Origin of the sequence: Pseudomonas sp. NPDC089422 (assembly GCF_044749405.1) — a bacterium.
GTDB lineage: Bacteria > Pseudomonadota > Gammaproteobacteria > Pseudomonadales > Pseudomonadaceae > Aquipseudomonas.
Map to the genome: position 1 here is coordinate 105214 of NZ_JBIVHW010000002.1, position 12843 is coordinate 118056.

Genomic DNA, 12843 nt, shown 5'->3' on the forward strand with positions numbered 1-12843 from the left:
TCGATGGTGAGCAAGCTTGCCACGACGCCGGCCAGAGCTGAATATCCCAGATCAATACTCGCTCCGCCTTGGATGTACCTGATGCCCTCTGCCTTTCACCCCGATACCCTGCGTGCCAGCCTCGCACTGTTGGCCAAGCGCCAGCCGTTGTCCTCGCAGGCGCAGGACTATCAGCGTTTCTATGGCCTGAACCTGTCGGCGCAGAGCTGGCTGGGCGGTTTCCAGGCGGCGGGGTTCGAGCTGGTTGGGCAGGTCTGGCTACCGGAAAAACCCGTTGCGACGCTGTTCCTGCTGCACGGCTACTACGACCACATGGGCCTCTATCGGCACGTGATCGAGTGGGCGTTGAAGCTCGGTTATGCGGTGATCAGCTGTGACTTGCCAGGCCACGGCCTGTCCAGTGGCGAGCGCGCCAGCATCAGTGATTTCGCTGTGTACCAGCAAGTGCTGGAAGCCTTGTTCGAACAGGCGCGTGGCCTTGAACTGCCACGCCCCTGGCACCTCTGCGGGCAGAGCACTGGTGGCGCCATTGCCGTGGATCACCTGCTGCACGAAGGCGAGCGTAGCCCGATCGATGGCGAGGTGATCCTGCTGGCGCCGCTGGTGCGGCCGCGCTCGTGGCGCTGGTCGAAGTTCAGCTATCGGGTGCTGCGCCACTTCGTCAACGGCATCGAGCGGCGCTTCAGCGAAAACACCAACGACCCAACGTTCCTGCCTTTCCTCGAAGCCGACCCGCTGCAACCGCGGCGGCTGCCCACGGCCTGGGTCGGCGCGTTGATCGCCTGGGTCAAGCGCATCGAGGCGGCGCCGCACTGCGCGCGGCGGCCCTTGATCGTGCAGGGGGAAGCGGATGGCACGGTGGATTGGCCCCACAACCTCGAAGTGCTCAAGGCCAAGTTCAGCGAGCCGCAGATCCTGATGTTGCCCGAAGCTCGCCATCACCTGGCCAATGAGCTGCCGGACATTCGCCGGCGTTACTTCGACTTCATCAAGCAGCGCCTGGGCTGATCACTTGAGGTCGGCGCTGTTCTGGCCCACCGCCAGGCCGGCACGCACCGCAGCCACGGCGGCCTGGTAATAGGCCTTGCCGTCCGGCGACTCGGCGAAGGTGGCGAATTCTTCCAGTTCGTCGTCCGACAGGTCGCGGTAGACGTAGAGCAGGGTGTTGTTCAGGTCTTCGCCGATCTGCCCCATAAGACGCTGGCGCTGGCCGTCGAGCAGGCCCTGGGCCTGGCCGGCGCCGAACAGGCCGGGGATCATCGAGCTCAGGCTGTCGGCGGCCACCCCCGCGATTGCCAGGCTGACTTCGGCGCCGGCTTCGCGGGCTGGCAGGGCCTGGGCCAGGTGGCCGATGACCAGCAGGCGGTTGTCGCTGGCCTGCATCTTCGGCAGGCCCTTGGCGTTCTTGGCCAGCTGGTCCTTGCGCGTGGCCAGCAGTTCGGCGGCGACAATCTTGCGCCCCAGCGGCGACTGGAAGAAGGCCAGTGCCGGCGCCGGGTTGGGCAGTGCGCTGCGCAGTTTGGCCAAGGCACGGTTATCCACCGCCTGGGCCTCGAAGCGCTGGTTGCTGTTGTTGACCAGCGCCTGGTAAACCGCAGGCGGCAGGCTGCTGCGGTAGCGCTGCTGGGCGGCGCTCACGGCATCGGAAAAATGGGCGCGCTGGTCGGGCCAGCCGGCGGCCTTGTACAGTTGATCGAGGCTGTCTGCCCAGACAGGCATGGTGCAGATCATCAGCAGAAGCAGGGAAAACAGACGGTGCATTCAGGACTCCTGTCGGCAGGTGGCTATTGTCCTAGGCCCGGCGCCGTTTTGTCGAGCAATCCGAACGCTTCTCAGCCAAGTGGCGCTGTGCGCCGACAGGGCGAATGGATATGATGCGCGCCATGCACATCTCCCCTGAAAACCCGATGCTTGCGGCCGTCGTCGACGATCTGGCCACCCATGGCTGGTCGCAGCAGGCGCTCTTTCTGCCTGCCGACCTGGTGCGCGCGCTGGCGGCCGAATGCCGGCGCCGTGATGCCGAAGGCGAACTCAACCCGGCCGGGGTTGGGCGCGGTGATGCCCAGGAGGTGCGCGAGAGCATTCGCGGCGACCAGATCCAGTGGATCGACCCCGGCCAGGCCGAGGCCTGCGACCAGTACCTGGCGGCCATGGACCAGTTGCGTCAGGCCATCAACCAGGGCCTGTTCCTGGGCCTGGAAGACTTCGAGTGCCACTTCGCCCTGTACCCACCGGGGGCGTTCTATCGCCGGCACCTGGACCGTTTCCGCGATGATGACCGGCGCATGGTGTCGGCAGTGCTTTATCTCAACGAAGACTGGCAGCCAGAAGACGGCGGGCAGCTGCGCATGTTCCTGGCGGATGATGTCGAGCACGATGTGCAGCCGGTAGCGGGTTGCCTGGCGATTTTCCTTTCCGGTGAGGTGCCGCACGAGGTGCTGCCAGCCAGGCGTGAGCGCCTGTCGTTGACCGGCTGGTTCCGGCGCCGTGGCAATGACCCGTTCTGACCTGCCCAAGGTACTGGTGAGTGCCTGTCTGCTGGGGCAGCCGGTGCGCTATGACGGCCGGGCCAGCGGCCATCCTGACTTGTTGCAGCGGTGGCAGGCCGAAGGGCGTGTGGTGCCACTGTGCCCCGAGGTGGCTGGCGGCTTGCCGACACCGCGCCCGCCGGCGGAGATCCCCGGTGGCCAGGGCGCACAGGTGCTCGATGGCGGTGCGCAGGTGCTGACGGTGACCGGTGAGGACGTCAGTGCCGAGTTTCTGGCCGGGGCGCAGCAGGCGCTGGCGATGGTGCGGCGGCATGGCATTCGGCTGGCGGTGCTGAAGGCGGGTAGCCCTTCGTGTGGCAACCGGTTGGTCTACGATGGCACCTTCAGTGGGGTGAAGGTGCCAGGCGAAGGGGTTGCAGCAGCCTTGCTGCGGCGTGCTGGGGTACAGGTGTTCAGTGAGTTGGAGCTGGAGCAAGCGCAGCAGGCGTTGGCTGAGCTGGCTGCAGGTTGCTGAACCACTTCTGCTCCAGCTCCGCCGTACGGCCACTGTTCTTGAGGCGATCAAGTGCATTGTTCACCGCGCTTTCGAACGCCGGGTTGTCCTTCTGGAACGGAATCACCAGCTTCTTTTCGCCAAATGCCTGACTCACGTCGAACGGGCCATCGGCCTTGGGCGACTCGCTCGACGGGATCAGCGAGATGTCATACTTGCCACTTTCCACGCCCGGCAGCACTTCCGCTGACGTCGCCTCGACAAACTCGGCGCGCAGGTCCAGTTCACGGGCCAGGTCCTGGCCAAACTCGATTTCAAAGCCGGTCAGACGGTCGTTTTCCTTGAACGAGTACGGCGCGTTATCGGCCTGTACGGCAATGCGCAATTCGCCCCGGTCGGCAATTTCGTCTATCAGCTCGGCCTGAGCCAATGGAGTGATCAGTACTGCCAGCAGTACGCCTATGGTCGAACGCATGTAGTGCCCCTTTTTCTCAAGCAGATGAATAACTTTCGCCGCGACTTTCTTCCCCGTCGCGGTCGAGCGCAGCCTATGACCTTGAAGCCTTGGCGAGGTTTAACCCTAACTGAAATATTTCTCTTTGTGGGCTATCGTGAACTACCGCCGCCGTTCGTTTTACTGGCAGTGGTCAATAAGTGAATCACAGGAGAAGTGAATGAACAGCCTATTTTCGCGTGCTGCCGTTGCCGGTCTGCTGATGGGCGTCTCGGTGTTCGCCAGCGCCGCAGATGCCCTGAAGAGCCAGGAGCCGCCCGCGGGTGCCAAGGTTTCCATCCTTTCCCCCAAAGATGGCGAGCAGGTCGCCGGGACCTTCACCGTCAAGTTCGGCATCGAGGGCATGGCGCTCAAGCCTGCGGGAGACCAGACCCCGCACACGGGCCACCACCACCTGCTGGTGGATGTGGACAAGGAACCTGCGGCCGACATGCCGCTGCCGACCAGCCTGATGCCCGCAGCGGGTACCGCGTTGCCGGCCGGCCCGCAAGTGCTGCACTTTGGCAAGGCGCAGACCGAAACGTCAATCACCCTGACGCCGGGCAAGCACACCCTGCAGCTGGTGCTGGGTGACCAGTATCACGTGCCGTTCAAGCCGAGTGTCGAATCGAAGAAGATCACGGTTGAAGTGAAATAAAAAAAAGGGAGGCCACCAGGGCCTCCCTTTTTCATGCCGCCAGCGACCTTAGAACAGGACGCGCGAACGGATGGTCCCTTTGACCTGTTGCAGTTTTTCCTGCGCCAGGTCGGAGTACTCGGCGTCAACGTCGATTACCACGTAACCGACTTTCTCGTTGGTCTGCAGGAACTGACCGGAGATGTTGATGCTGTTCTCGGCGAAGACCTTGTTGATCTCGCTGAGCACGCCCGGGATGTTTTCGTGGATGTGCAGCAGGCGGTGCTTGCCAGGGTGCGCCGGCAGGGCAACTTCCGGGAAGTTGACCGACGAAACGGAAGTACCGTTGTCGCTGTACTTGACCAGTTTCTCGGCCACTTCCAGGCCGATGTTGGCCTGGGCTTCGGCGGTGGAACCACCGATGTGAGGGGTCAGGATCACGTTGTCCAGGCCACGCAGCGGGCTTTCGAACTCTTCGTCGTTGGAGCGCGGCTCGACCGGGAACACGTCGATGGCGGCGCCGATCAGGTGCTTGTCCTTGATCGCGGCGGCCAGGTGGTCCAGTTCGACCACGGTGCCACGGGCGGCGTTGATCAGGATCGAGCCCTTCTTCATCGCACGGATTTCCTTCTCGCCAATCATCCACTGGGTGGATGGTAGCTCAGGCACGTGCAGCGAAACGATGTCGGCCAGGCCCAGCAGTTCGTTGAGGCTGGTGACCTGTACGGCGTTGCCCAGCGGCAGCTTGGTCAGCGGGTCGTAGAAGTACACCTGCATGCCTAAGTTTTCTGCCAGGACCGACAGTTGGGTACCGATCGAGCCGTAGCCGACGATGCCCAGTTTCTTGCCGCGGATCTCGAACGAGTTGGCCGCGCTCTTGATCCAGCCGCCACGGTGGCAGGAAGCGTTCTTCTCAGGGATGCCGCGCAGCAGCAGGATAGCCTCGGCCAGCACCAGCTCGGCCACCGAACGGGTGTTGGAGTACGGTGCGTTGAAGACGGCGATACCACGCTCGCGGGCCGCAGCCAGGTCGACCTGGTTAGTGCCGATGCAGAAGCAGCCGACGGCGACCAGTTTCTTGGCGCAGTCGAAGATTTCTTCGGTCAGTTGGGTGCGCGAGCGGATGCCGATGAAGTGGGCATCGGCGATCTTTTCCTTCAGCTCGGCATCCGGCAATGAACCGGTGAGGTATTCGATGTTGGTGTAGCCGGCAGCCTTGAGGGTATCGACTGCGTTCTGGTGCACACCTTCAAGAAGAAGGAACCGGATCTTGCTCTTGTCGAGAGAAGTCTTGCTCATCTGCGTAAACCTGTATCCCGGAGAAAAAATGGCGAGGACTGGTGCCAGGCGCTAGGGCAGCCTTAGCATGAACAGCGGGAGGGCTATGCTAGCATACGCGACACAATCTGAGCTTATCCCGACAGGTGAAGAGTGCTCAGGGTGACTATGAATAAGTCGAGAGTTCCAGCGATGACCCACCCCGCGGTAATTGATGAACTGATGACCCTTGTCGACCCTGGCAAGGTCCTGACCGACCCGGTATCCCTGGAGGCCTACGGCAAGGACTGGACCAAGCATTACCCGCCAGCACCCACGGCCATCGTGTTCCCCAAGACCGTAGAGCAGGTGCAGGCCATCGTACGCTGGGCCAACCAGCACCAGGTTGCGCTGGTGCCGTCAGGCGGGCGCACCGGGCTTTCCGCCGGGGCGGTGGCGGCCAATGGGGAAGTCGTCGTCGCCTTCGACTACATGAACCAGATTCTCGATTTCAATGCCTTCGACCGCACCGTGGTGTGCCAGCCGGGCGTGATCACCCGTCAGCTGCAGGCCTTTGCCGAAGAGCAGGGCCTTTATTACCCTGTGGACTTCGCCTCCAGCGGCTCCAGCCAGATTGGCGGCAATATCGGCACCAATGCCGGCGGTATCAAGGTCATCCGTTATGGCATGACCCGCAACTGGGTGGCCGGCCTGAAAGTGGTCACCGGCAAGGGCGAACTGCTTGAGCTGAACAAGGACCTGATCAAGAACGCCACCGGTTACGACCTGCGCCAGCTGTTCATTGGCGCCGAAGGTACCCTGGGCTTCGTGGTCGAAGCGACCATGCGCCTGGACCGCGCCCCGCGCAACCTCACGGCCATGGTACTGGGCACGCCGGACTTCGACTCGATCATGCCGGTGTTGCATGCCTTCCAGGGCAAGCTCGACCTGACCGCCTTCGAGTTCTTCTCCGACAAGGGCCTGGCCAAGATCATGGCCCGTGGCGATGTGCCGGCTCCGTTCGACACCGACTGCCCGTTCTATGCCTTGCTGGAGTTCGAAGCCAGCACCGAGGAAGTGGCCAACGAAGCGCTGGCCACCTTCGAGCACTGCGTCGAGCAGGGCTGGGTGCTGGATGGAGTGATGAGCCAGAGTGAAACCCAGCTGAAGAACCTGTGGAAGCTGCGCGAGTACCTGTCCGAGACCATCTCCCACTGGACCCCCTACAAGAACGACATTTCCGTCACCGTTTCCAAGGTGCCGGCGTTCCTGCGCGATATCGACGCCATCGTCAGCAAGCATTACCCGGACTACGAAGTGGTCTGGTACGGCCACATTGGCGACGGCAACCTGCACCTGAACATCCTCAAGCCCGAGCACATGAGCAAGGATGACTTCTTCGCCTCGTGCACCAAGGTCAACAAGTGGGTGTTCGAGATTGTCCAACGCTACAACGGCTCAATCTCGGCCGAGCACGGCGTGGGCATGACCAAGCGCGACTACCTGGGCTACAGCCGTTCGCCTGAGGAAATTGCCTGCATGAAGGCAATAAAGGCCGTCTTCGACCCTAACGGCATCATGAATCCGGGTAAGATCTTCGCTCCTGAACAAAAGCAGTAATCAAAGGAGTCGGCCATGAGTTACCAGCACCAGTATGTAGACGGCACGCGCATTCATTTCCCGCTGGGCAAGGTGGTGTGCATAGGCCGCAACTACGCCGAACATGCCAAGGAACTGGACAACCCCATTCCGTCCGAGCCGCTGCTGTTCATCAAGCCGGGTAGCTGCGTGGTGCCGCTGGAAGGCGGGTTCAAGATCCCGACCGACCGTGGCTCGGTGCACTACGAGGCCGAAATTGCCGTGCTGCTGGGCAAGCCGCTGTCGTCCAGTGCGTCCGAGGAAGAAGTGCTGGACGCTATCTCCGGTTACGCCCCGGCGCTGGACCTGACCCTGCGCGACGTGCAGGCCAAGCTCAAGGAAAAGGGCCTGCCGTGGGAGCTGTGCAAGAGCTTCGACGGCGCTTGCGTGCTGCCACCGTTCGTTTCCGCAGCGTCCTTTGAAGATGTGACCGATATTCCGGTGCGCCTGACCATCAATGGTGAAGTGCGCCAGGACGGCAACAGCGCGATGATGCTCAACCCGATCGTGCCGATCATCCAGTACATGGCGGCGCATTTCTCGCTGCAGGCGGGGGATGTGATCCTGACCGGCACCCCGGCCGGTGTCGGGCCGTTCACTGTCGGTGACGAACTGGTGCTGGAGCTGCCGGGCGTCTGCCGTTTCGAGAGCCGGGTGCTCTGAGCTCAAAGTCTGGCGCGCTTCATGTGGGAGCGCGCCCAGGCTCAAATTTATCTTTTTTTCACACCCTATCCGGATAATGCGCGGATCTTCGCCCATTTCCCCAGGACTTTCGCATGCCAGCATCCTCCAGCGCATCCGCATCCCCCAAGCGCCGCTTCTACCTGCGCTGGCCCTTCGGCCTGGCCGTTGCGGCGGTGATCGGTTACGGCGTGGCGGTGGCGATGCACTGGGATGACCGCGGCATGCTGTGGGTCAAGGAGGGCTTCGAAACCAGCGCCGAACGCAGTGAGAGCGTGTGGCTGCCGGACTATCAGGTCGACATCGACGCCAAGGTGCTGCCGGGCATGGAGGATGACGAAGCTTCGGACGTCGCCTACAGCCCCCGCACCCGCACGCTGTTCGCGGTGATGGGCAAAAACCCGTTTCTGGTCGAGCTCAGCCTCGACGGCGACGTGCTGCGCAAGATCCCGCTGGTAGGCTGGAGCAACCCAGAAGGCGTCGCCGTGATGGAAGATGGCAATGTGGCGATCACCGATGAGCGCCTGCACGACCTGACCGTGGTCAAGGTGGATGCGCAGACCACCTCGCTGAACCACGCAGACTTCCAGAGTCACGACCTGGGCGAGTCGGTGAAGCGCAACAAGGGCTTCGAAGGCGTGGCCTGGGACCCGATGCGCCAGCGTCTGGTGATCGGTGAGGAGCGGCCGCCGAAGCTGTACACCTGGAGCACCGACGGGCGCAGCCCGCTCAAGGGTGACAAGCAGGTACTGGCCAGCGACCAGCTCGACCTGCGCAACCTGTCGGCCCTGGGGGTCGACCCGCGCACCGGGCATCTGCTGGTGTTGTCGGCCGATTCCAACATGCTGCTGGAACTTGACGAGCAAGGTCAGCAGGTCAGCTTCATGACCTTGCTGGGAGGCTTCAACGGACTGGAGCACACCATCCCGCGTGCCGAAGGCGTTGCCATGGACGATCAGGGCAACCTGTACATGGTCAGCGAGCCGAACCTGTTCTATCGCTTCAAGAAGAACGACTGACCGAGGTTCTCGGCTCGCTCGTGAATGCCGTTACTCGGCCTTCAAGGTCTTAACGCCTTCAGCTGTACCCAGCAGCAGCAGGTCAGCTGGACGCGCCGCGAAGAGGCCGTTGGTCACCACGCCGACGATGGCGTTGATCTGTGCTTCCAGCTCCACCGGGTTGGTGATCTGCAGGTTGTGCACATCGAGGATCACGTTGCCGTTGTCGGTCACCACGCCTTCACGGTACACCGGGTCGCCGCCCAGCTTGACCAGCTGACGTGCCACGTGGCTGCGGGCCATCGGGATGACCTCGACCGGCAGCGGGAAGGCGCCCAGCACCGGCACCAGCTTGCTGCCGTCGGCGATGCAGATGAAGGTTTTGGCCACGGCCGCGACGATCTTCTCGCGGGTCAGGGCCGCGCCGCCGCCTTTGATCAGGTTCAGGTGCGCATCGCTTTCGTCGGCGCCGTCAACATAGAACTCCAGCTCGCTGACGCTGTTCAGCTCGTAGACCGGGATGCCATGGCCCTTCAGACGCTGGGCAGTGGCCTCGGAGCTGGCGACCGCGCCATCGAAGGCGGTCTTGTGCTGGGCCAGGGCGTCAATGAAGAAGTTGGCGGTCGAACCCGTGCCGACGCCGACGACGCTTTTTTCATCCAGCTTCGGCAGAATGAAGTCGACAGCGGCCTGGGCGACGGCCTGTTTGAGTTGGTCCTGGGTCATGCGGGCTCCGGAAAGGGGCAGGGCGGAAATGAAAGGAGCCTAGTATAACGGCTCGGGCGGCTTTGCTGTGGTCGCCCGACGTAGCGCTGGGGTAGACTCGCAGCCCTTGTCCCGCGGCCAGTGATGCTTTCCCGATGCTCGAACAGTACGTCAAGAAGATCCTCACCTCGCGCGTCTACGACGTCGCTGTCGAAACCCCGTTGCAGAGCGCCGGGCAGCTGAGCAAGCGCCTGGGCAACCAGATTCTGCTCAAGCGCGAAGACCTGCAGCCGGTGTTCTCGTTCAAGATCCGTGGGGCATACAACAAGCTGGCGCAGCTGACCCAGGAGGAGCTGGCCCGTGGCGTGGTGACCGCCTCGGCTGGCAACCATGCCCAGGGCGTGGCCCTGGCGGCTCGCGAGCTGGGCATCAAGGCCACCATCGTGATGCCCAAGACCACCCCGGAGATCAAGGTCGAAGGTGTGCGTTCGCGCGGCGGCAAGGTAGTGCTGCACGGCGACTCGTTCCCCGAGGCGCTGGCCTATTCGCTGAAGCTGGTCGACGAGAAAGGCTTCGTCTATATCCACCCCTACGACGACCCGCACACCATCGCCGGCCAGGGCACCGTGGCGATGGAAATCCTTCGTCAGCACCCGGGGCGACTGGATGCGATCTTCGTCCCGGTGGGCGGCGGTGGCCTGATTGCCGGCATCGCGGCCTATGTGAAATACCTGCGCCCGGAAATCAAGGTGATCGGCGTCGAGCCGGACGACTCCAACTGCCTGCAGGCCGCAATGGCGGCTGGCGAGCGCGTGGTGCTGCCGCAGGTCGGGCTGTTCGCCGACGGAGTGGCGGTGGCCCAGATCGGCCAGCACACCTTCGACATCTGCCGTCACCATGTGGATGAGGTGGTGACGGTCAGTACCGACGAAATCTGTGCGGCAATCAAGGATATCTACGACGATACCCGCTCGATCACCGAACCTGCTGGCGCGTTGGGCGTGGCGGGCATCAAGAAGTACGTCGAGCTCAAAGGTGTGACCGGGCAGACCCTGGTGGCCATCGACTCGGGCGCCAACGTCAACTTCGACCGCCTGCGCCACGTTGCCGAGCGTGCCGAACTGGGTGAGAAGCGCGAAGCCATCATCGCCGTGACCATCCCCGAGCGCCCAGGCAGCTTCAAGGCCTTCTGCGAGGCCATCGGCAAGCGCCAGATCACCGAGTTCAACTACCGCAAGCACACCTCCGATGAGGCGCACATCTTCGTCGGCGTGCAGACCCACCCGGAAAACGACCCGCGGGCAGCGCTGGTGCAGCACCTGATCGAGCAGGGCTTCCCGGTGACCGACCTGACCGACAACGAACTGGCCAAGCTGCACATCCGGCACATGGTCGGTGGCCATTCGGCCGGTGCCAGCGACGAGATCGTGCTGCGCTTCGAGTTCCCCGAGCGGCCGGGGGCGCTGTTCAACTTCCTTACCAAGCTGGGTGGGCGCTGGAATATCTCGATGTTCCACTACCGTAACCACGGCGCGGCTGACGGGCGCGTGGTGGCAGGCCTGCAAGTGCCTGAGGACGAGCGCCACCTGGTGCCGGCGGCGCTGGCCAAGATCGGCTACCCGTACTGGGATGAGACCGATAACCCGGCGTACAAGCTGTTCCTGGGCTGAGCGGCTAAGCTTGGCTTATCGCTCAAGGATGTGAAGACATGGAACACCTGACCACCCTCAAGGCCCTGCACATCATCGCCACCGCGCTGTTGCTGCTGGGCGCCCTGGGCCTGGCGGCCTGGACCGTGCGGGCCCGCCGCCAGGGCGATGCCGAAGCCTATGCCAAGCTGCTGCGCCGGCCACTGGTGTTCGTCTGGCTGGTGATGGGGGTGTGCCTGGTGAGCATGCCCTTCACCGGCTGGTGGCTGGTGCATCTTGTGGGGTGGCCGCTGGGGCAGACTTGGGTGCTGGCTTCCAGTGTCATCTATACGCTGGGTGCGTTTGCCGGGTGGTGGCTGCTGGTGCGGCTGAACCGGCTGCGCAAGGCTGAAGGGGTGGGGTTGCGGTTTACCTTGGCTTTGGCGGTGTTCAGCGGGGTGTGCTTCCTGTCTATTGCCGGGCTGATGGGTGCCAAACCCATCTGACAGATACTGGGGCTGCACAGCAGCCCCGGCACTCTCAATCCCTGAGTGAAACCACTGGCCACCCACGTTTCTCGGCCTCGGCCTTCAACTTCGGGTCCGGGTCCACCGCCACCGCATGGCTCACCCGCTCCAGCAGCGGCAGGTCATTCATCGAGTCGCTGTAGAAATAGCTGTCCTCCAGGTCGAACCCGTTCTCCAGCATCCAACGCTCCAGCCGCGTCACCTTGCCTTCACGGAAACACGCTATATCGGTACTACGCCCGCTATAGCGGCCATCGTGTGTCTCGCATTCGGTTGCCAGCAGCACGCGCACACCCAGGCGGCGGGCAATCGGGGCGGTGACGAAACGGTTGGTGGCGGTGATGATCACCAGCTGGTCGCCGGCCTCGCGGTGTTGTTGCAGCAAGGCCAGGGCCTTGGGCAGGATGATCGGCTCGATGCAGTCGCGCATGAAGTCGCGGTGCCATTGGTCGAGCTGGGCCGGTTCGGTGGCTGCGAGGATTTCCATGGAAAAGGCCAGGTAGGCCTGCAGGTCCAGGGTGCCGTTCAGGTAGTCCTGGTAGAAAGCGTCGTTGCGTTTCTTGTACGCGACCGGGTCGAGAATGCCCCGCTCGCACAGGTAGTCACCCCAGGCGTGGTCACTGTCGCCACCAAGGAGGGTATTGTCCAGGTCGAATAAAGCCAGGCGCATCGTGGTCACTCGTCTCAGCCACAGGGTAGGCCCGCAGAATACGGAGTTTTCACCGCGCTGCACATAAGCTTGGCGGGCGCGTTGCTGCGCTCGCAAGCTTTGTGGAACAATGCGGTGACATGCGTTTGCGAGGTTGCTGCCGTGATCGACCCGGATGGTTTTCGCCCCAATGTCGGGATCATTCTGACGAATGATGCCGGGCAGGTGCTATGGGCTCGGCGGATCAACCAGGATGCCTGGCAATTCCCCCAGGGTGGTATCAACCCTGACGAGACGCCAGAAGATGCCCTGTACCGCGAGCTGAACGAAGAAGTTGGCCTTGAACGCGACGATGTGGAAATTCTTGCCTGCACCCGCGGCTGGTTGCGTTATCGTTTACCCCAGCGGCTGGTCCGCACCCACAGCCAACCGCTGTGCATCGGCCAGAAGCAAAAGTGGTTTTTGCTGCGCCTGGTGAGCAATGAACAACGGGTGCGGATGGACCTGACCGGCAAGCCGGAATTCGACGGCTGGCGCTGGGTCAGCTATTGGTACCCGCTGGGCCAGGTGGTGACATTCAAGCGTGAAGTCTACCGCCGAGCCCTGAAAGAGCTTGCACCGCGTCTGCTGACGCGCGACTGACGACGG

At 62.9% G+C, this 12843-nt stretch carries 15 protein-coding genes; 10 read left to right on the plus strand and 5 right to left on the minus strand.

All coding sequences use genetic code 11. The features are described from left to right. The first annotated feature begins 81 nt into the window (after positions 1-81). The gene (locus tag ACIPZ8_RS04180; protein ID WP_400719888.1) at positions 82-1008 is read left to right on the plus strand and encodes an alpha/beta hydrolase; all 927 of its coding nucleotides are present in this window, start codon (positions 82-84) and stop codon (positions 1006-1008) included. Here ACIPZ8_RS04180 and ACIPZ8_RS04185 read toward each other — a convergent pair whose 3' ends face one another. After that, positions 1009-1761, minus strand: coding sequence for a DUF2059 domain-containing protein (locus tag ACIPZ8_RS04185; RefSeq protein WP_400719890.1), 753 nt, complete (start codon positions 1759-1761; stop codon positions 1009-1011). Positions 1762-1874: 113 nt separating this feature from the next. Here ACIPZ8_RS04185 and ACIPZ8_RS04190 point away from each other — a divergent pair, with 113 nt between their 5' ends. Continuing rightward, positions 1875-2507, plus strand: coding sequence for a 2OG-Fe(II) oxygenase (locus tag ACIPZ8_RS04190; protein WP_313711780.1), 633 nt, complete (start codon positions 1875-1877; stop codon positions 2505-2507). Then, positions 2494-3003: a DUF523 domain-containing protein gene (locus ACIPZ8_RS04195; RefSeq protein ID WP_400719892.1), complete on the plus strand. Its 510-nt coding sequence runs from the start codon at positions 2494-2496 to the stop codon at positions 3001-3003. The genes ACIPZ8_RS04190 and ACIPZ8_RS04195 overlap by 14 nt, the downstream gene beginning before the upstream one ends. Here ACIPZ8_RS04195 and ACIPZ8_RS04200 read toward each other — a convergent pair. Then, positions 2942-3457 carry a transporter substrate-binding domain-containing protein gene (locus ACIPZ8_RS04200; RefSeq protein ID WP_400719894.1) on the minus strand — a complete coding sequence of 172 codons (516 nt, stop codon included), beginning with the start codon at positions 3455-3457 and terminating at the stop codon, positions 2942-2944. The genes ACIPZ8_RS04195 and ACIPZ8_RS04200 overlap by 62 nt on opposite strands. A gap of 199 nt (positions 3458-3656) precedes the next feature. Here ACIPZ8_RS04200 and ACIPZ8_RS04205 point away from each other — a divergent pair, with 199 nt between their 5' ends. Continuing rightward, entirely contained in the window at positions 3657-4133 is a 477-nt protein-coding gene (locus ACIPZ8_RS04205; RefSeq protein ID WP_400719896.1) for a DUF4399 domain-containing protein, read from the plus strand. A gap of 48 nt (positions 4134-4181) precedes the next feature. On the opposite strand, the gene serA is transcribed toward ACIPZ8_RS04205, so the two are convergent. After that, positions 4182-5411: a phosphoglycerate dehydrogenase gene (serA, locus tag ACIPZ8_RS04210; protein WP_110632814.1), complete on the minus strand. Its 1230-nt coding sequence runs from the start codon at positions 5409-5411 to the stop codon at positions 4182-4184. Between the two features lie 171 nt (positions 5412-5582). Between serA and ACIPZ8_RS04215 the strand changes: the two genes are divergently transcribed. The 3 genes from ACIPZ8_RS04215 (at position 5583) to ACIPZ8_RS04225 (ending at position 8707) form a co-directional block, all read left to right on the plus strand. Continuing rightward, positions 5583-6989 (plus strand): FAD-binding oxidoreductase, encoded by a 1407-nt coding sequence (locus ACIPZ8_RS04215; protein ID WP_400719898.1) that lies wholly within the window; start codon positions 5583-5585, stop codon positions 6987-6989. Positions 6990-7004: 15 nt separating this feature from the next. Then, complete coding sequence (locus ACIPZ8_RS04220; protein ID WP_085676353.1) at positions 7005-7670, plus strand: fumarylacetoacetate hydrolase family protein; 666 nt, start codon at positions 7005-7007, stop codon at positions 7668-7670. A 113-nt stretch (positions 7671-7783) separates the two neighbouring features. Continuing rightward, the gene (locus ACIPZ8_RS04225) at positions 7784-8707 is read left to right on the plus strand and encodes an SdiA-regulated domain-containing protein (RefSeq protein WP_400719900.1); all 924 of its coding nucleotides are present in this window, start codon (positions 7784-7786) and stop codon (positions 8705-8707) included. 30 nt (positions 8708-8737) lie between these two features. Here ACIPZ8_RS04225 and rpiA read toward each other — a convergent pair whose 3' ends face one another. Next, entirely contained in the window at positions 8738-9412 is a 675-nt protein-coding gene (gene rpiA / locus ACIPZ8_RS04230) for a ribose-5-phosphate isomerase RpiA (RefSeq protein WP_060485716.1), read from the minus strand. A gap of 134 nt (positions 9413-9546) precedes the next feature. Between rpiA and ilvA the strand changes: the two genes are divergently transcribed. Together ilvA and ACIPZ8_RS04240 are read left to right on the plus strand one after the other, a co-directional pair. Continuing rightward, positions 9547-11061 (plus strand): threonine ammonia-lyase, biosynthetic, encoded by a 1515-nt coding sequence (gene ilvA / locus ACIPZ8_RS04235; RefSeq protein WP_400719902.1) that lies wholly within the window; start codon positions 9547-9549, stop codon positions 11059-11061. Positions 11062-11099: 38 nt separating this feature from the next. Beyond that, positions 11100-11525 carry a DUF2269 domain-containing protein gene (locus ACIPZ8_RS04240; protein WP_400719904.1) on the plus strand — a complete coding sequence of 142 codons (426 nt, stop codon included), beginning with the start codon at positions 11100-11102 and terminating at the stop codon, positions 11523-11525. A 34-nt stretch (positions 11526-11559) separates the two neighbouring features. Here ACIPZ8_RS04240 and ACIPZ8_RS04245 read toward each other — a convergent pair whose 3' ends face one another. Next, positions 11560-12216 carry an HAD family hydrolase gene (locus ACIPZ8_RS04245; protein WP_400719906.1) on the minus strand — a complete coding sequence of 219 codons (657 nt, stop codon included), beginning with the start codon at positions 12214-12216 and terminating at the stop codon, positions 11560-11562. A gap of 141 nt (positions 12217-12357) precedes the next feature. Here ACIPZ8_RS04245 and ACIPZ8_RS04250 point away from each other — a divergent pair, with 141 nt between their 5' ends. After that, the gene (locus ACIPZ8_RS04250; protein ID WP_003249017.1) at positions 12358-12837 is read left to right on the plus strand and encodes an RNA pyrophosphohydrolase; all 480 of its coding nucleotides are present in this window, start codon (positions 12358-12360) and stop codon (positions 12835-12837) included. Positions 12838-12843 lie beyond the last annotated feature (6 nt).

Bases quoted from the DNA above. Each gene is read 5' to 3' on its own strand.
- ilvA (WP_400719902.1), top strand. From the start codon at position 9,547: ATGCTCGAACAGTACGTCAAGAAGATCCTCACCTCGCGCGTCTACGAC.
- ACIPZ8_RS04200 (WP_400719894.1), bottom strand. From the start codon at position 3,457: ATGCGTTCGACCATAGGCGTACTGCTGGCAGTACTGATCACTCCATTG.
- ACIPZ8_RS04185 (WP_400719890.1), bottom strand. From the start codon at position 1,761: ATGCACCGTCTGTTTTCCCTGCTTCTGCTGATGATCTGCACCATGCCT.
- ACIPZ8_RS04215 (WP_400719898.1), top strand. From the start codon at position 5,583: ATGACCCACCCCGCGGTAATTGATGAACTGATGACCCTTGTCGACCCT.
- ACIPZ8_RS04180 (WP_400719888.1), top strand. From the start codon at position 82: ATGCCCTCTGCCTTTCACCCCGATACCCTGCGTGCCAGCCTCGCACTG.
- ACIPZ8_RS04190 (WP_313711780.1), top strand. From the start codon at position 1,875: ATGCGCGCCATGCACATCTCCCCTGAAAACCCGATGCTTGCGGCCGTC.
- ACIPZ8_RS04205 (WP_400719896.1), top strand. From the start codon at position 3,657: ATGAACAGCCTATTTTCGCGTGCTGCCGTTGCCGGTCTGCTGATGGGC.
- ACIPZ8_RS04245 (WP_400719906.1), bottom strand. From the start codon at position 12,216: ATGCGCCTGGCTTTATTCGACCTGGACAATACCCTCCTTGGTGGCGAC.
- ACIPZ8_RS04225 (WP_400719900.1), top strand. From the start codon at position 7,784: ATGCCAGCATCCTCCAGCGCATCCGCATCCCCCAAGCGCCGCTTCTAC.
- ACIPZ8_RS04195 (WP_400719892.1), top strand. From the start codon at position 2,494: ATGACCCGTTCTGACCTGCCCAAGGTACTGGTGAGTGCCTGTCTGCTG.
- rpiA (WP_060485716.1), bottom strand. From the start codon at position 9,412: ATGACCCAGGACCAACTCAAACAGGCCGTCGCCCAGGCCGCTGTCGAC.
- ACIPZ8_RS04240 (WP_400719904.1), top strand. From the start codon at position 11,100: ATGGAACACCTGACCACCCTCAAGGCCCTGCACATCATCGCCACCGCG.
- serA (WP_110632814.1), bottom strand. From the start codon at position 5,411: ATGAGCAAGACTTCTCTCGACAAGAGCAAGATCCGGTTCCTTCTTCTT.
- ACIPZ8_RS04220 (WP_085676353.1), top strand. From the start codon at position 7,005: ATGAGTTACCAGCACCAGTATGTAGACGGCACGCGCATTCATTTCCCG.